This window comes from Acinetobacter sp. G11 (assembly GCF_049808495.1).
Lineage (GTDB): Bacteria > Pseudomonadota > Gammaproteobacteria > Pseudomonadales > Moraxellaceae > Acinetobacter > Acinetobacter kookii.
Map to the genome: position 1 here is coordinate 1 of NZ_JBNCAT010000044.1, position 15,913 is coordinate 15,913.

Consider the following 15,913-nt stretch of genomic DNA (forward strand, 5'->3'; position numbering starts at 1 on the left):
ATTTATTTGAAAGAAAAACTTTAAAAGCTTTATTCTCACCCGATAAAATCCCCATTAAACAAGAGGAAGCTCATGTGAGCTTCCTCTTGTAAAAATTGTGGGACAGCAGTGTAGCCATCCTTGCAGAAGTGTTTATTCAGATCCAGCTCAGAGCCTTCGACCGGATAGAATTCAGTGCTGTACTGAGCGTTTGGACCGGAGCTTTTCGCCAGCCGAATATTGCCATGCAGATGAATGACCTGGCTGCTTCCAGCGCGTTCATGCAGGTCGTCAATGTTTTGGGTAATGACATGCACATCAAAGAACTCTTCAAGTTCGGCAATCAGCAGATGGGCGGCATTGGGCTTGGCAGAGAGAATATGTTTGCGCCGTTGGTTATAGAAACGCTGGACCAGTTCCGGATCACGTTTCCAGGCTTCAGGTGTGGCGACGTCTTCGATTCGGTACTGCTCCCATAAGCCATCACTGTCCCGAAAAGTGTTGATGCCACTTTCGGCACTCATGCCAGCACCGGAAAAGACCACCAGTTTTTTCATTTTGGCTCCTGACTTGATTCAGCAGTTTAAGGTTGATGAGCTGCATTGGCTTTCAAGAATGCGCTAATTTCTCGCGCAAACTTTAGCGGTTCGCTAAGCAAGGGGGTATGTCCAGATTTCTCAAAACGGACTTGTTTGGCATGGGTAATACTTTCTGCAATCAAGGTTTGACCTTTCACCGGATAAAGCCTGGATTGCGTGCCACTGAGAAAAGTTACCGGACATTGCAGCTTTTGCAGGGCTTCGCGGTAATCTTCCTGATGGTAAAGATAGTTGTTGATATACCAGGCCATATAGTCGACCCGGTGAGAGGGCAGTAATAAGCTTTGCAATCGCGACTGGTTGAGTACCCATTCAAAGGCTTTTAAACTGTATCTATTGCTATTTTGCAGGCCAATAAACTCTAACCAGAGCTTGGCAAGCTGTCCGCGGGCTTGGCTATTCAGGTCTTTTATATATTGAATGTGTTGATGCTGAGCCAGCAACTGCGACAGCTCGGTCAGAATAGATATAAACAGCTGATGCTGTGGACCAAATAAACCATAATCCCAGCTATCATCTACCGAAATTTTAGGGGTCTGGTCAATATGTAAATAGGCTGCGATCTGTTCGGAAAAGTTGCCATATTGCATGCCATGCATGGCCGTGGTTGCACCCATGGAATAGGCGATCACTACAATATCGTTTAACCGAAGCTGTTCAATCAGGCTGTCAATATCACGCCAGTGACTGGAAATCGCATCCAGTTCGGGAATGGCACACCCTTGTGAAGCCCCAAAACCGCGCCAGTCCGGAATAATAAAGCGATGCGTTTTAGCATGCCGGTAAAGAAACGGAAGCCATTGCCAGCTTTGCATCCCCAGACCTGACAGGACCAAGACCGGTTGTCCTTGTCCAAACTCGCGAACAAAAAGTTGTTCATTATCAGGCATCAGGTAATGTGGCATGTGTGTGTCCTTTTTTAGTTCTTATGTTCAAATGCTTTTAACTGTGGAATCATGGTCTCTAACCACTTGATCCAGCCCATTTCCAGGTCAATGCCCAGTTGCAGAATCATTTTATGAATAAACAGGGTCCGGTCCTGATCCTGTGCATGGGCAAAATCTTTGGCAAAGATCGTTTGGTAAATTTTCAAATTTTGTTGATGCAAGATCAGGTGCCTTTCCAGTTCAGGCAACACCGTATTGCCACCGAGTTGAGCTTCGGCACGCAAACGCACCATTAAATCGTCACGCAATTGTGCAGGTGGACTTTGTTTGAGCATCCAGTCGGCCAGTTCGGCGCGCCCCAATGCTTCAACCTGATAGGTCTTTTTGCGGGTATTGGAGCTGTGATCTTCAAGCGTAGAAATCCAGTTCTTTTGTTGCATGGCGCTGAGTTCACGGTAAATCTGCTGATGGGTCGCATTCCAGAAAAATCCCATGGAGCGGTCAAAGCGACGAGCCAAATCAATACCGGTACTGGGTTTTTCAATCAGGCTGGTCAATAAAACATGGGCTAAGGACATAAACGGCTCAGTCAATAAATCTTTACAGCTTCATTATGCAACATGTTGCAAAAAAAACAAATCTGGAATATAAGTTATGCAACAAGTTGCATTAAAAGATATTTGCCAGCTGAGAAAGCACGCCAAGGAGATTGTATGTCTAATTACCCGCATTTATTAGCGCCTTTAGATTTAGGCTTTACCACACTTAAAAACCGCGTTCTGATGGGATCCATGCATGTCGGTCTGGAAGAGGCTCCACGTGGTTATGAGCGTATGGCGGCATTTTATGCAGAACGTGCACAAGGGGGTGTCGGGCTGATTGTGACGGGCGGAATTGCACCGAATGATGCAGGCCTGACTTTCGCAGGCGGAGCGAAATTAGATTCTATACAAGAAGCGGAAAAACATAAGGTGATTACCCAGGCGGTGCATGATGCCGGGGGTAAAATTGCCATGCAGATTTTGCATACCGGGCGTTATTCCTATCAGGCCGACCTGGTGGCACCATCTGCCATTCAGGCACCGATCAACCCGACTAAACCGCATGCATTAACCAGCGCAGATGTACAACAAACCATTGCAGACTTTGCCCAATGTGCAAAACTGGCACAGTATGCCGGATATGATGGCGTAGAAATCATGGGTTCGGAAGGCTATCTGATTAATGAGTTTATTGCGGCACGGACCAACCATCGTGATGATGAATGGGGCGGCAGCTATGAAAACCGTATCCGTTTCCCGATTGAAATCGTACGCCGTACCCGTGAAGCGGTAGGTGAAAACTTTATCATCATCTACCGATTATCGATGCTGGACCTGGTTGATGGTGGATCTACTTTTGAAGAAGTGGTGCAACTGGCCAAGGAAATTGAAAAAGCCGGTGCCACCATTATCAATACCGGGATTGGCTGGCATGAAGCGCGCATTCCGACCATTGCCACCAAGGTCCCGCGAGCAGCATTTACCTGGGTTACAGAAAAACTCAAGGGTTTGGTCAAGGTTCCTCTCATTACTTCAAACCGTATCAATACCCCGGAAATGGCGGAACATGTGTTGGCTTCGGGTCATGCAGACATGATTTCCATGGCGCGTCCCATGCTTGCCGATGCCTTCTTTGTGCAAAAAGCAGAACAGGGCCGCAGTGATGAAATCAATACCTGTATTGGCTGTAACCAGGCCTGTCTGGACCATATTTTCTCGATGAAAATTGCATCCTGTCTGGTCAATCCGCGTGCCTGCTATGAAACGGAGCTGATTTTTAAAGAAACGTCGCAAACGAAAAAGATCGCCGTGATTGGTGCAGGACCGGCAGGCTTAAGCTTTGCCACCTATGCGGCTGAACGTGGACATCAGGTCACTCTTTTTGAAGCCGCCAATCAAATTGGGGGGCAGTTCAATATTGCCAAAACCATTCCGGGTAAAGAAGAGTTTTATGAAACCTTGCGTTACTTCAAACGTAAAATTGAATTACAGCCCAATATTAAGCTGCTTTTAAATCATCCAGCGACCTATGAAGCATTAAGCCAGTCCGACTTTGACGAGATTGTTGTAGCGACCGGTGTCACTCCGCGTCAGTTAGAAATTGAAGGTATTGACCATCTGAAAGTACTCACTTATCTCGAAGTATTAAAAGAACGCAAGCCAGTAGGGCAACGTGTCGCGATTATCGGGGCGGGCGGTATCGGCTTTGATACCGCGGAATATTTAACCCATGAAGGAGATAGCGCCAGCCTGAATCCTGAAAAATTCTATAATGAATGGGGCATTGACACCCGTTATGAAAATGTCGGGGGATTGAAAAATGCACAAGTAGAACAGTCCAATCGTGAAATTTACTTATTGCAGCGTAAGGCAAGTTCTGTGGGAGCAGGTCTGGGTAAAACGACAGGCTGGATTCACCGTACCGGATTGAAACACCGGGAAGTAAAAATGCTGGCAGGTGTCAGCTATGAAAAGGTGGATGATCAGGGCTTGCATATTGTGGTGAATGGTCAGCCGACTGTTTTAGAAGTTGATAATGTCGTGATCTGTGCCGGTCAGGAACCTTTCACCGCAATGTTCGAGCAACTGAAAGCCGAGGGTAAAAATGTGCATTTGATTGGGGGAGCCAAAGAAGCCGGCGAACTGGATGCCAAGCGTGCCATTCGTCAGGGTGCAGATTTGGCGGCAGTGATTTAATTTCTTTCAATGAAGTCCCCCTTTGTAAAAGGGGGACTTAGAGGGATTCTTATCAATGGATGCTAAAAATTAATCCTTCCCAATTTTCCTTTCTTGCGCTTCGTTTTAAGACAATGCTTTAAAACTTGCTCAGGGAGGAGTTTTTTTAAATACACAACAAAAAAGGAAGCCTCAATGACCATTCAAACAACAAAACAGGCCATTAAACGTTGGCACGCCATGCTGCAAACACGTGACATGTCTATTTTAAATGAATTACTGGCTGAAGATGTGGTGTTCCATTCACCAGTCGCCTATCAACCTTATCCGGGCAAACAGGTGGTGTTTTTTATTCTAAGTAATGTCATTCAGATCTTTGAAAACTTTACTTACCACCGCGAATTCTATACCGAAGATGGCATGAATGTGGTACTGGAGTTTTCTGCGAATGTGGGTGAAAAAAAACTCAAAGGCATTGACATGATTCAGTTGAATGAACAAGGTCAAATTATTGATTTTGAAGTGATGCTGCGTCCGAAGAGTGGCCTGGAAGCATTGGCGGCACAGATGGGGCAACGTATGGCTGCTTTTATACCAAAAGTATAAAGAGTATAGTAAAGATATATGCTGTTAATGGAGTGACATCTACTAAGTATTTTGCGTTACATCATTTTTGAGGTAAACCGAATATGAAGTTTGTGCTCAATAAAATCAGTCAGTTGGTGCAAGAAATTGTCGATCAGGTGACAGGGGCTGAATTACCTACCCTGTACTATGATCCACAAGGTGAAGCAGGGCAGATGCTTGAAATTTTGCCCCAACTCAAACAGAAATACCGTCCAACGCCGTGGTTGTCCAATACACATCTGCATCTGATCTATTTTGACTTAATCAAAAAAAAAGCGGTGCAACTCCAGTATGATGTGATCGAACATCTCAAGATGCCTGATGGCGGGGTCACCGCCATTGCCTGGTATGGACTTCATGTTGCGGCAGATACGCCAACCATTGTGCTGATGCCTACCTTGACGGGTACACCGGAAAGTATGGCCGAGCTGGTTCGTGACTTGCATCGACATACCGGATGGCGTGTAGCCTTATGTTTGCGCCGTGGCCATGCCAATTTACCGCTGCCTGTACCCAAAATTTCCATGTTCGGTTCGACCGATGATTTGCGTGAACAGATTCAGTATATTGAAAGCAAATTTCCAGATTCCACCCTGTATGCGGTTGGCTCATCTGCGGGCACCGGATTATTGGTCCGCTATTTAGGAGAACAAGGCGAGCAAACACCATTCAAGGCAGCATTTGCATTGTGTCCCGGTTATGACACTGAACTGGGTTTTCAAAATGTGCATCCTTTCTATAGTAAAGTGATGACGAAAAAACTATTTGAATCCTTTATTCATCCTTATAGCGAAACATGGCAACAAACCGCTTCCTTACCTAAAGTGCTGGCTTCCAGGAATTTATTGGAGTTTCAATCTCATTATTTTGAACTGGCAGGCTATAGCAGTTTTGAAGATTATAATCAGGCCACCAATCCGATTCATGTATTCGAAAATGTCAAAATTCCATTGATGATTTTAAATGCGGAAGATGATCCTGTGTGTCATATCCGGAATCTGGAACCTTATAAAGAAACCCTTCAGAAGATGCCGAATATTGTCGTCGTGACCACTAAAAAAGGTAGCCACTGTATTTTTTACGAAGGTTTTAAACAACCGGAATCTTGGGCATCACGTTTGATTGCAGATTATTTAAGGGTATATCAATAATTTCCTGAATTTCTTAGTTCTTTGTTTCGAAGGAGAGGGAGGACTTAAAAACTAAAATATTTAAATACAATTTTAATTCATAACGCTGATATATGGATGTATTTTAATCAATATTTCTGTTATAATAATTCCAACAATAAAACTGACATGAAAATGTTCTCGTTCAAAATTAGTAAACGAGTAATCTCCGCTCATTTGAGTGATCCCAAGTTAAGGTTGTTATTTTGAAATGCCAATGGTGGCATTTCTATCTGTATTAAAAAATTGGTGTAAATGTTGAATAAAACTGAAAATTTAGTTGCAAAATCTGTAAATGGCCGTGAAATTGTTGTATCGCTGATTCCTTTGAAAAAAATGCAAAATACCCGTGATGGCTTTAAATGGGTTGAAGTAGGCAAAAAAGTCTTGCTTGAATCCGGTATTGAAATTGAGTTGAATCTTGATGGCCGCAGTTTCTATACGGGTGTAAATGAAATGTTCCGGCTTAATGCGCATGTAAATGCGGTGTAAGGGTGAGAACAATACAAAAACCGTCTTCAAGGCGGTTTTTTAATGCCTGAAAATTTTACTTGAGCTTGCCTGCTGAACAAATCGGGAAATGTTTGCTCGATGGACCACTAGGCAGCAGTAAGTGAAGAAGATCGAAAGTCTACAAGTTGTAAAAAAAATTAAATCCGATTCTAAAACCCCTAAAAATGAGTCGCAAAAATTAACAGGAAAGTTCAATTATATAGGGGGATCTGAATATTCGAAGCTAAGTAAAAAAGTTGAAAAAGTTAAATTATTGAATTTTAAGTAATTGAAAAATAAAAATATATTAAATAAATAAACTGCTGTAAAAACAAGCGACATATTTTGCAATGAATTTTTGTATTTGTGATGAGAGAAAGTGTAGATTTTAAAATGTGATATTTATATTTTTAGTATTTTTTGATACATTTATGTCAATAATTGTTATTGTCTGACAAAAAATCTCAGTGTATAAAGAGTGTTCCACGATAAGGAAGTGAGAGTGGGTTATGAAAACAATAGAACTCCTTGTAACTTCATCATCTGCACTGATGCTGATGTTTGTAATCTATGCATTTGGGCAAATGTTTAATTAATCAGAAAAGTATTGCACAAAAAAGCACCCGAGGGTGCTTTTTTAAGGAGTAGAATTTAAATGGAAATTTTTTCATTCCTTTACATTCTGTCCCATGCATCTTTTACGGCATGTTTCGCTTGTTGCCACTTTAAGCGAGAGTTCGCTTTAAACTGCTCCCATTTACTTTGAAGATCATTTTCCGAGTCTTCAAAACGGGCATTTTCGCCGTATTCAGAACGTGAATTTCTTCCAAATTCATAAGCAGAGGATAAATCCTTGTCATAATCAATATCGGGAATATCACGCTGTAAATCTTGATAATAAGGTCGACTGGTATAATTTTCACGCCAATACCGATCAGATTCACTATTTGACGTACGGTTTTGATTTTCTAAGGTGGGATCAGTCATTCTGTGTAGCTCCTCATTTTTGAATCAATAGCCAAGCAATGAAAGACAATTTCACAGTCTAAAATGTGAAAGTGAATGTTCAATCAACGCATTATTGCTGTTGGTTGTTTTGGTCATTCTGATTTTGTCTAAAATTTTGCTGTTGACCTGTTTGCTGACGTTGCTGATCATTTTGCTGCTGTTGTTGCAGGTTACCTTGCTGCTGACCAGTTTGTTGGCGCTGAGGGTCATTTTGCTGTTGCTGTTGGTTAGGTTGTTGCTGCTGACCAGGCTGTTGACGTTGCTGATCATTTTGTTGCTGCTGTTGTGGCATGTTGCCCTGCTGCTGACCAGGCTGTTGACGTTGCTGATCATTATGCTGTTGCTGTTGTGGCATGTTGCCTTGCTGCTGACTAGGCTGTTGGCGTTGCTGATCATTCTGTTGTTGCTGTTGGTCGTTCTGCTGTTGCTGTTGGCGTTGCTGATCATTTTGTTGTTGGGGTTGATTTGGATTAGTCATCTCTACACCTCATATATATTTTTTAATAACATCTGTTTAACCAGATATAATTATTATTAGCATGAATAATTCATTAAAAAATAAAAGGGATGTTACATAATGTTTGAAATGTAATTATAATGATTCGTTTATATATTATATCCATGAAATATATGGTTTATTGGAAAGCCTAATATTTACAAATTTAAATTTTAATTATATTAATTTAAATTTTTTTAATAATTTTAATGAGGCTTTTACATATGGATTGAATAAGCTTGTTTAATTTTTCTGTTTTCTTTCCTTTACATAAGCATCGGTAATTATATATTTTATTTTTGTATAAAATTGAATAAAAAAAAGTTCCTACAGGTTTTTCTGGAGTTTCAGAACCGCCGGGTTTGAGTAATCCAGTACATCCCACATATATATCCGAGGTAAATATATTCTTTGCTTTTTTTACTAATTCTTCAGTAATTTCAATAGATTCTGCAGTATATTTTTTTATGAGCTTGGGAGATATCTTAAGTACTTTTTCTTTGACTTTTAAATCATAACAAACCAGAGCTCCATTTAAGATTTCGCCAGAAAATGGGGTGAGTGAAAAACGGTAAGCCAAATAACCTGCTGAAGCACTTTCAATGAAAGTCACTTTTAATTTTTTTTTAGCCAGTAATTTACAGCATTGAGTAGTCATATTTCTTCACTTTATTTTAATGTCATATTTTTATTTTAGATAATAAATAAAATATTAACAATAAAATATTTTAAAAAGAGAACCATTTCTCATTTTAAGGCATGATTATAATTTTAACTGTTTGATTAATCAGATTTGATTGCTATTGAATCAACATAAATTAAACGAATGAATAACAATTATAGGGTTTTTTCATGAATCGCAAGTAGATTAAGGTTATATGCTAATTACCGCTTGGAGAATAAAAATGCCAGTAGCAGTAAAAAAACAGCCGCTAGAATCAGTAGATAAAAATCATCAGAATTATTTTGATATGGTTAATTTTTTTCTTAATGGAGATGTTCCTGTTCAGGAAAAGGAAAGAAAAGCCTCATATTTTTTAAAAAAAGAAATTCAAAATCTAAATTATAATTCCAACGATTTTCCCGCTGATGTGAGTAAAATCCATGACTGGATTCTAAAGAATAATAAGCTTCAATGTGCTGAATACCAGGCCTATTTAGAAAGAAGAAATAGCGGGGCAGGGCGAGAATATTTTAAAAATGTGGGGCAGGCATTCGAGTTTCTGATTAAAGTTGCACCTGTAAAGCAAGTTGACGGTTCCTGGTTGTTTAGCATTACCCATTACTGGAATGATCCAGTTTTCAGAGATCTAATACAAATTTATCTGGAAGAGCTGGGTTTGGGCTTAGCCAAATCCAACCATGTGTGCTTATTTAATGATCTTATTATCAATTTAGGACTGGAACATTTTGTACTGGATCTGGAGGATGAATATTATCATCAAGCTGCAATTCAACTCGCGCTGGCTTATGCGCCCCCCGAGTTCATTCCGGAAATCATTGGCTTTAATCTGGCCTATGAGCAACTTCCGTTACATCTGCTGATCACCAACTATGAACTGCAAGAATTAGGTATAGATTCAAAATATTTCAATCTGCATATTACCATCGACAATATTGATAATGGGCATGCAAATTTATCTATTAAAGCATTTGAAAAAATTTACAGTAAATTCAATGATAAACGGTCTTTTATAGAGAAAATGAAGGCCGGTTTCGCTTTGAGCGATAAGGGCTTGTCCTCAAGGCAAATTATCAAGAATCTAAATTTAGACGCTTTGGTGATTAAGATTTTAAAACGTAAAGCTTTGGTCGGTAATGTCATTCACAATGATAAATGCACCTTTAATAACAAAACCATTAATTCTTGGCTGACATCACCCGAGTCAGTGGAAGAATTTGTTGATGTACTCATTGATAAAAAATGGATCAGGCTGGGTAGAAATCCAGAAGAAAGCCGCTTCTGGAAGCTGATTAGCCAGGAAGATGGAAAAATGTTTGGCGTATTTACGGCTACTGAAAAGCAGATCATTTATGACTGGATTGCCGGTGAATCTGCTCCAGATGCCGATTTAAATGCTCGCAGAATTCAACTTGAACATGAGGATCAAACTGATTTTATGTTCAGTTTTTTATCCGATGGGGAACTGGAAGATATTCAGCACCAGATTTATGAAACCGGCAATCTGGCCATGAAGATCAATAAACTGCTGCCTTATTTAGCCCCTCATGCCCATCATCATGAAACAGGTCTCTGGTGTACCCAACGTTTTACCGATTACCTGTTTCCCTTTTTAAGCAATCAGAAGTTTACCCATTAACTTCAATCATACAGGCGAATGTCTACTGATCAACGCATTCATTTTATCAAACACATGTTTAATGGAATAGAAAAGAGGCGCAAATATGAATCATAAAGCTAAGCAAAGTGAAGTTGCAGGTACCGATGCTTTAGACAAAAAGAATGAAAGTGCAAAAACACAGCAGTTAGATGCTTCACGCAGTGATGCTACTGATCATGCACTGACCACCAATCAGGGCGTAAAGATTGCAGATAATCAAAACAGTTTAAAGGCAGGTGTACGAGGTTCGACCTTACTGGAAGATTTTATCTTAAGGGAAAAAATCACCCATTTTGATCATGAGCGCATTCCTGAGCGAATTGTGCATGCGCGTGGTGTAGGGGCACATGGTTATTTTCAGGCTTATCCGGGCAATGAACAATATACCAAAGCGGGCTTCCTGACCGATTCCAATATACAGACCCCCATTTTTGTACGTTTTTCTACAGTACAAGGACCCCGTGGTTCTGCCGATACCGTGCGGGATATTCGCGGTTTTGCGATTAAATTTTACACTCAGGAAGGCAATTACGATTTGGTCGGCAATAATGTTCCGGTTTTCTTTGTGCAGGATGGGATTAAATTTCCAGACTTTGTACATTCTGTCAAACCGGAACCGCATACGGAAATTCCAACCGGAGGGTCAGCCCATGATACCTTTTGGGATTTTGTCTCTTTGGTACCGGAGTCTGCCCATACCGTGATGTGGGCGATGTCGGACCGTGCTATTCCCCGTAATTTGCGCTCGATTCAAGGTTTTGGTGTCCATACTTTCCGTATGATCAATGCTGAAGGTAAAGCCATATTTGTCAAATTCCACTGGACACCAAAACAGGGTTTAAGCCAGCTGCTGTGGGATGAAGCGCAAAAGCTGTCAGGGAAAGACCCGGATTTTCACCGTCGGGATTTATATAAAGCGATTGAGTCGGGGAATTATCCGGAGTGGGAACTCGGTATTCAAATTGTCGCTGAAGAAGATGAAATGAAGTTTGATTTCGATTTGCTTGATCCAACAAAAATCATTCCGGAAGAACTGGTTCCGGTCACGCCAATTGGCAAGTTTGTACTGAACCGTAATGTCGATAATTTTTTTGCAGAAATTGAACAGGTGGCATTTTGCCCGGCCCATATTGTACCCGGTATAGATTTCACCAATGATCCTTTGCTACAGGCACGTTTATTTTCTTACACCGACACCCAGTTGAGCCGCTTAGGTGGGCCAAACTTTCATCAATTGCCCATTAATAAACCGGTTTGTCCATTTCATAATAACCAGCGTGATGCCATGCATCAAAGCTTTATTCATCGCGGTCAGGCATCCTACCAACCCAATTCGATTGATAACAACTGGCCAGCCGAAACTCCGCCTGCTGCCCAGGAAGGCGGTTTCGAGAGCTATCAGGAACGCATAGACGGTAAAAAAATTCGTCAGCGCAGTGAATCATTTTCAGATCATTTCTCGCAAGCACGTCTCTATTATCAAAGCTTGGCGCCGCATGAACAAAAACATGTGGTGGATGCATACACCTTCGAATTGAGTAAGGTACAACGTCCACATATCCGCCAACGCGAAGTGCAGGAAGTGTTGGCCAATATAGATCTGGATCTGGCTCAACAGGTGGGTAAAAACCTGGGTATAGAAGTCACTGCCCCACAAAATCCGGCAAAAAATTCTTCAGTAGAAAAATCGGCGCGTCTTACTATGACGGCGTTTATTCCTGAAGATATTCAAGCTAAAAAAATAGCCGTATTGGTTCATGATGGAGTGAGTCAAGCCAATATTGACGCGATTCAGCAATGGGCTAAGGCTGAAAAAGCTGTTGCGCATATATTGACCCCAACGCCGGGCCCTGTGCTTAATCAACAGCAGTCTCCCGTTGCATCAGATGGCATGCAAAAAGCTGAGCCTTCCATTGCCTATGATGCTGTCGTCCTTGTAGATGGTGATAATTACCCGCAAGCTTTAAAAGATGGGGTAACAAAACATTATCTGCTGGAGGCCTATAAGCACCTGAAACCGATTGTATTGTTGGGCGACAAACAAAAACTTTTACATGAGCTGAAATTGCCGCATGACGAAGGGACTTTAAATGCAGAGGATTTTACCGCTGTACAGGAACAGTTTAAAACCCTGATTCGTCATCATCGGGTGTGGTCGCGTGAAGCTATTGCCGACACTGTACCAGCTTAAATCATGATATTTTCGCATTTATCTTTCATAAAACACCCATCTTCACGATGGGTTTTTTAGTGCACATCCTTTGTAAAAATTGACTTGCCAGTGTTTTTCTATGGTCTAGCCAAGGAATTAAGGATGAGTCATTAGGGGCTTTTAATAATTTAATTACACATTATATTTTTTTAATCAAATAATAGAATTTATTATCAATAAACTGATGAATATAGAGGTTTTGTTTGCATGTTTATTTATGTATTGTTTTTGTTTTATATTTTGTGAAATAAATATTATTTAAAATCTATATAAAATATTGAATTTTATGTATGTGTTGGAATTGTATGTGGATTACTATTAAAAACAATGTATTAATAATTTATTTAGTAATTGAGTAATTTTTTTGTTTAGTCAGGATGTTTAATATTATTAATGTATTACTATTGTAATATTATATTTTGATACATCATCATTGTTTTTATTCAGTTAACTTGGGTATATGCTGATAGAGTGATAAATAATTAGGCCGTTAATTGTTGTTAATTGATTGGCATCAAATAATGACAAGAAGGAATAGTATTATGTCTAAGTCAAAATCTCAAAATCAAACAGATATGAATCAAAGGAATCAACCGATAAAACAACCCCATCATTTACCACAGCAAGACCATAAGCATAATCAGCAGAAAGATACTGAAAAGCAGTCTCAAAATGAAAAATAAAACAGGAGTCATTGCTATGGTCATTGAAGTTTAAAGGGAGCGAAGCCCCTTTAAACATAAAAGGAGTTAATCATGAATATCAGACCTGTAAAAGCCCATAAAATGAATGAGGATTTCGATACATCACCCACCGTAATTTATACGGGGGAATATGATGAGGAGAATCATTTGATGAATGTATATGATTCATCCCAAGAACAATTGACAAAAATGATGGGCACCAATCAATGGATTTTGAATTCTACAGGTGAGGTATTCTTTATTGAAGAGGATGTACCTTATTTTGCTAATTAACAAGGTCAGGTAAAATGAATAATACAGTAACTACATATCCACAGAAACTCATTACATTTTATAAACTCGACAGCCCGGATATTCAACGAGGTGTATGGGCGAATTACGACAAGAATGGAAATTTTCTCAATCTGACCAATTATTATGGTCATCGATTAGATTTGATTGGACCGGACCGAGTACGTATAGATGGTGAAGTTTGGGTATGTAAAGATAATTTTAAATAAAAATAGGTTTAATTTTATGAAAAACTGATTTTAAATATAAAATATAAAGAAATTAATAGAATAAAAAAAGGCTATTAAAAACATTAAAATCAGAAAAATAATATTTTAAGCTTTAGTATAATTAAATAGAGATGGTTAGCTCAAGCTGTTTTAATATTGTTAAATTTAAACGATTAAGTTTAAATAAGCCCTCCAGAGCGAAGAAAGGGCTTATATCAAGGTGTTTAAACTGTTTAAGCAGCAATCCAATGACTTTTGACTTCTTCGGCATCCACATTAAGCATCACTTGATTTTCTTTAATTTCACTTACCCATGAAAGTGGAATAAGGTGATGACTACCTTCTTCATTTCTTGTTAACTTGATTTGATCTGTACCTTGAAGGTGATCTACTGTTCCTACTTTTTGACCATCTGAAGCAATTACATCTGCATGTTTGGTAATGTCATTTACGTTCATAGTAGCCATTTCATACCTCTCCTGTATAGCGGTAATCTTGCACCTTCTAATTTAAGACATTCTCTCATCTTCCGCGCCCTATATATGCAAAAGGGAACAAATCTTTAAGCAAATTTACCTTAGTACATAAATATCAAGCTTTAGAAAAAAATTTATGTCTATTTAAAATTTATAGAGCAACTCAGTATTCAATGTTCTCTGTTCTGGATCATTTTAAGTTGAAGAAAATAATGATTGAGAAAAATTTTCAAATTAAATAGCCCTGATTTTTATCATTTAAAATGAATGTAATGATGAGTTACGATCAATAGTGAACATTAAAGTCGAGTCATGACTGCACGATTTTTAGGGACAGCAACATATTCATCCTGCATTTCAAAGAAAAATTGACTCGCTTCATTATATTGGCAATTCAACCAGTCCATTCTCGCATTTTCGGGAATAACAATGACTGAGCGCTTTTTATCTTTGGGTGTGTGAAATTGACGCATAAAGGGATGATGGTCAGCATTGATGGTCAGCAGGCTCATGGAGCGAACCTGCCTGTTTTCAATTACTGCATTTTCATAGATGGCGGCAAGGGTAAAAGGCAGTTCGTCTTTACGAAAAATGGCGTACCAGTGCGGTTTGCCATCTATATATTTGGGTTCATAGATTGCTTCGACAGGCACAAGGGCAAACTGATTTTTATGCCAGGCATGACGAAAACTGGGCTTATTAGACACGGTTTCAGTTCGGGCATTATAAGTATGACGGCCATATTTTAATTCTTTTGCCCAAGAAGGAATCAGGCCAAACTTGGCAAGGTCCCATTCTGGCCGATCTGCACCATGGATTAAAATCGGGGCATCATATAAGGGATAAATATGGTCAGGATATTGGAACTGTGGCTGGGAAAGACCGAGAAGAAATGCCCTATTTTTTTTAATTGCTTCAAAATTTGCGCACATAGCTCAGTTCCTATTTTTTATTGGTCCTCATTACAGCAAAAAACATGGGCTGGCTTCCTCATTCTTACAAATTTAGCACTATTCGTATTACAAACCTGTAAGGTGGTTGATGATCAGTTCTAGCTATCTGGCTGTTTTAATCAATAAACAGCTATTTAAATAAAATTGTCGGGCAGATCATAGATAGGGAACAATTAAAGTTCATCGTATTCATATCTGTACAAGATTATTTCTGCCTGGATAAAAGACTCTCCATAATAGGTATTTAGAAAAACTTCTGCTTCAGTTTGTGTAATAAAAATTTTTGCTACATTTTTATCGGTCGTCCAGTACCAGGGGCTTGCTAAGGCTAGATCCAAGTCAGACATTTGCCAATTATGGCAGTCATCAAATTGATCTCGATAAGCGAGAAAATGCTGGTTTTTTTTAATGCAATAGAGTGTCATCTGTATCACCCCTTTGACGGGTAAATTAGAATTTTAAAGGAGTAGATTAATGGGAACCTTTAAAAATTGTGAACAGCAGGCGCATATATTTTTTAAAGCTAATAATAATCATGCTGTTATATTATTTTTGTAATGACCTTATCCGACAAATGGTAAAAGGGCCTGATAATAGGCGGTTAAATTAAATAAAGCACTGGTGAAAGAGCTTTATAGAACCTTAGATTAGCATTTGAAGTGCAACACCATGTTGTTGCCATAATACCTGACTCGGACTTTTAAAGCCGAGTCTTTTTCTTGGGCGATGATTCAAACGTTGAGTGATTTCTG

16 protein-coding genes and 2 pseudogenes are annotated in these 15,913 nt (G+C 39.5%); 8 read left to right on the plus strand and 10 right to left on the minus strand.

Annotated elements, in window-relative coordinates; translation table 11 throughout:
- Positions 1 to 98: 98 nt before the first annotated feature.
- From ACPUEY_RS12835 to ACPUEY_RS12845, 3 genes and pseudogenes are all read right to left on the minus strand, one after another.
- Positions 99 to 536: pseudogene (locus ACPUEY_RS12835) on the minus strand (SIR2 family NAD-dependent protein deacylase); the annotation flags it as partial.
- A gap of 26 nt (positions 537 to 562) precedes the next feature.
- On the minus strand, positions 563 to 1,483 hold the full coding sequence (locus tag ACPUEY_RS12840) for an alpha/beta fold hydrolase (protein ID WP_092818158.1): 921 nt from the start codon (positions 1,481 to 1,483) through the stop codon (positions 563 to 565).
- A gap of 14 nt (positions 1,484 to 1,497) precedes the next feature.
- Positions 1,498 to 2,043, minus strand: coding sequence for a PadR family transcriptional regulator (locus ACPUEY_RS12845; RefSeq protein ID WP_092818157.1), 546 nt, complete (start codon positions 2,041 to 2,043; stop codon positions 1,498 to 1,500).
- Between the two features lie 135 nt (positions 2,044 to 2,178).
- Here ACPUEY_RS12845 and ACPUEY_RS12850 point away from each other — a divergent pair, with 135 nt between their 5' ends.
- From ACPUEY_RS12850 to ACPUEY_RS12865, 4 genes are all read left to right on the plus strand, one after another.
- Positions 2,179 to 4,203 carry an FAD-dependent oxidoreductase gene (locus tag ACPUEY_RS12850; protein ID WP_425122312.1) on the plus strand — a complete coding sequence of 675 codons (2,025 nt, stop codon included), beginning with the start codon at positions 2,179 to 2,181 and terminating at the stop codon, positions 4,201 to 4,203.
- A 174-nt stretch (positions 4,204 to 4,377) separates the two neighbouring features.
- The gene (locus tag ACPUEY_RS12855) at positions 4,378 to 4,788 is read left to right on the plus strand and encodes a nuclear transport factor 2 family protein (protein WP_425122313.1); all 411 of its coding nucleotides are present in this window, start codon (positions 4,378 to 4,380) and stop codon (positions 4,786 to 4,788) included.
- An 83-nt stretch (positions 4,789 to 4,871) separates the two neighbouring features.
- Positions 4,872 to 5,960: a YheT family hydrolase gene (locus ACPUEY_RS12860; protein ID WP_425122314.1), complete on the plus strand. Its 1,089-nt coding sequence runs from the start codon at positions 4,872 to 4,874 to the stop codon at positions 5,958 to 5,960.
- A gap of 276 nt (positions 5,961 to 6,236) precedes the next feature.
- Positions 6,237 to 6,470, plus strand: a complete 234-nt coding sequence (locus ACPUEY_RS12865; RefSeq protein ID WP_092818936.1) for a hypothetical protein — start codon at positions 6,237 to 6,239, stop codon at positions 6,468 to 6,470.
- Between the two features lie 675 nt (positions 6,471 to 7,145).
- Here the strand turns inward: ACPUEY_RS12865 and ACPUEY_RS12870 are convergent.
- From ACPUEY_RS12870 to ACPUEY_RS12880, 3 genes are all read right to left on the minus strand, one after another.
- Positions 7,146 to 7,457: a hypothetical protein gene (locus ACPUEY_RS12870; protein WP_425122315.1), complete on the minus strand. Its 312-nt coding sequence runs from the start codon at positions 7,455 to 7,457 to the stop codon at positions 7,146 to 7,148.
- A 91-nt stretch (positions 7,458 to 7,548) separates the two neighbouring features.
- Positions 7,549 to 7,956 carry a hypothetical protein gene (locus ACPUEY_RS12875; protein WP_425122317.1) on the minus strand — a complete coding sequence of 136 codons (408 nt, stop codon included), beginning with the start codon at positions 7,954 to 7,956 and terminating at the stop codon, positions 7,549 to 7,551.
- 205 nt (positions 7,957 to 8,161) lie between these two features.
- Positions 8,162 to 8,632 carry a CinA family protein gene (locus tag ACPUEY_RS12880; RefSeq protein ID WP_092818152.1) on the minus strand — a complete coding sequence of 157 codons (471 nt, stop codon included), beginning with the start codon at positions 8,630 to 8,632 and terminating at the stop codon, positions 8,162 to 8,164.
- Between the two features lie 247 nt (positions 8,633 to 8,879).
- On the opposite strand from ACPUEY_RS12880, the gene ACPUEY_RS12885 reads away from it, so the two are divergent.
- The 4 genes from ACPUEY_RS12885 (at position 8,880) to ACPUEY_RS12900 (ending at position 13,505) form a co-directional block, all read left to right on the plus strand.
- Positions 8,880 to 10,295, plus strand: coding sequence for an iron-containing redox enzyme family protein (locus tag ACPUEY_RS12885; RefSeq protein WP_425122318.1), 1,416 nt, complete (start codon positions 8,880 to 8,882; stop codon positions 10,293 to 10,295).
- A gap of 85 nt (positions 10,296 to 10,380) precedes the next feature.
- Positions 10,381 to 12,507 (plus strand): catalase HPII, encoded by a 2,127-nt coding sequence (katE, locus tag ACPUEY_RS12890; protein ID WP_425122319.1) that lies wholly within the window; start codon positions 10,381 to 10,383, stop codon positions 12,505 to 12,507.
- 563 nt (positions 12,508 to 13,070) lie between these two features.
- Positions 13,071 to 13,211: a hypothetical protein gene (locus ACPUEY_RS12895; RefSeq protein ID WP_165493318.1), complete on the plus strand. Its 141-nt coding sequence runs from the start codon at positions 13,071 to 13,073 to the stop codon at positions 13,209 to 13,211.
- Positions 13,212 to 13,283: 72 nt separating this feature from the next.
- Positions 13,284 to 13,505 (plus strand): hypothetical protein, encoded by a 222-nt coding sequence (locus ACPUEY_RS12900; RefSeq protein ID WP_092818148.1) that lies wholly within the window; start codon positions 13,284 to 13,286, stop codon positions 13,503 to 13,505.
- A gap of 460 nt (positions 13,506 to 13,965) precedes the next feature.
- On the opposite strand, the gene ACPUEY_RS12905 is transcribed toward ACPUEY_RS12900, so the two are convergent.
- The 4 genes and pseudogenes from ACPUEY_RS12905 to ACPUEY_RS12920 all read right to left on the minus strand — a co-directional run.
- On the minus strand, positions 13,966 to 14,199 hold the full coding sequence (locus tag ACPUEY_RS12905) for a DUF2171 domain-containing protein (RefSeq protein WP_131274405.1): 234 nt from the start codon (positions 14,197 to 14,199) through the stop codon (positions 13,966 to 13,968).
- Positions 14,200 to 14,507: 308 nt separating this feature from the next.
- Positions 14,508 to 15,140, minus strand: a complete 633-nt coding sequence (locus ACPUEY_RS12910) for an SOS response-associated peptidase (protein ID WP_425122321.1) — start codon at positions 15,138 to 15,140, stop codon at positions 14,508 to 14,510.
- Between the two features lie 194 nt (positions 15,141 to 15,334).
- Entirely contained in the window at positions 15,335 to 15,586 is a 252-nt protein-coding gene (locus ACPUEY_RS12915; RefSeq protein WP_425122322.1) for a hypothetical protein, read from the minus strand.
- A gap of 217 nt (positions 15,587 to 15,803) precedes the next feature.
- Positions 15,804 to 15,913: pseudogene (locus tag ACPUEY_RS12920) on the minus strand (IS30 family transposase); the annotation flags it as partial.

What these genes read in the sequence shown, in the direction of transcription:
- ACPUEY_RS12840 (WP_092818158.1), bottom strand. Translation starts at nt 1,483, where the DNA reads ATGCCACATTACCTGATGCCTGATAATGAACAACTTTTTGTTCGCGAG.
- ACPUEY_RS12845 (WP_092818157.1), bottom strand. Translation starts at nt 2,043, where the DNA reads ATGTCCTTAGCCCATGTTTTATTGACCAGCCTGATTGAAAAACCCAGT.
- ACPUEY_RS12850 (WP_425122312.1), top strand. Translation starts at nt 2,179, where the DNA reads ATGTCTAATTACCCGCATTTATTAGCGCCTTTAGATTTAGGCTTTACC.
- ACPUEY_RS12855 (WP_425122313.1), top strand. Translation starts at nt 4,378, where the DNA reads ATGACCATTCAAACAACAAAACAGGCCATTAAACGTTGGCACGCCATG.
- ACPUEY_RS12860 (WP_425122314.1), top strand. Translation starts at nt 4,872, where the DNA reads ATGAAGTTTGTGCTCAATAAAATCAGTCAGTTGGTGCAAGAAATTGTC.
- ACPUEY_RS12870 (WP_425122315.1), bottom strand. Translation starts at nt 7,457, where the DNA reads ATGACTGATCCCACCTTAGAAAATCAAAACCGTACGTCAAATAGTGAA.
- ACPUEY_RS12875 (WP_425122317.1), bottom strand. Translation starts at nt 7,956, where the DNA reads ATGACTAATCCAAATCAACCCCAACAACAAAATGATCAGCAACGCCAA.
- ACPUEY_RS12880 (WP_092818152.1), bottom strand. Translation starts at nt 8,632, where the DNA reads ATGACTACTCAATGCTGTAAATTACTGGCTAAAAAAAAATTAAAAGTG.
- ACPUEY_RS12885 (WP_425122318.1), top strand. Translation starts at nt 8,880, where the DNA reads ATGCCAGTAGCAGTAAAAAAACAGCCGCTAGAATCAGTAGATAAAAAT.
- katE (WP_425122319.1), top strand. Translation starts at nt 10,381, where the DNA reads ATGAATCATAAAGCTAAGCAAAGTGAAGTTGCAGGTACCGATGCTTTA.
- ACPUEY_RS12895 (WP_165493318.1), top strand. Translation starts at nt 13,071, where the DNA reads ATGTCTAAGTCAAAATCTCAAAATCAAACAGATATGAATCAAAGGAAT.
- ACPUEY_RS12900 (WP_092818148.1), top strand. Translation starts at nt 13,284, where the DNA reads ATGAATATCAGACCTGTAAAAGCCCATAAAATGAATGAGGATTTCGAT.
- ACPUEY_RS12905 (WP_131274405.1), bottom strand. Translation starts at nt 14,199, where the DNA reads ATGGCTACTATGAACGTAAATGACATTACCAAACATGCAGATGTAATT.
- ACPUEY_RS12910 (WP_425122321.1), bottom strand. Translation starts at nt 15,140, where the DNA reads ATGTGCGCAAATTTTGAAGCAATTAAAAAAAATAGGGCATTTCTTCTC.
- ACPUEY_RS12915 (WP_425122322.1), bottom strand. Translation starts at nt 15,586, where the DNA reads ATGACACTCTATTGCATTAAAAAAAACCAGCATTTTCTCGCTTATCGA.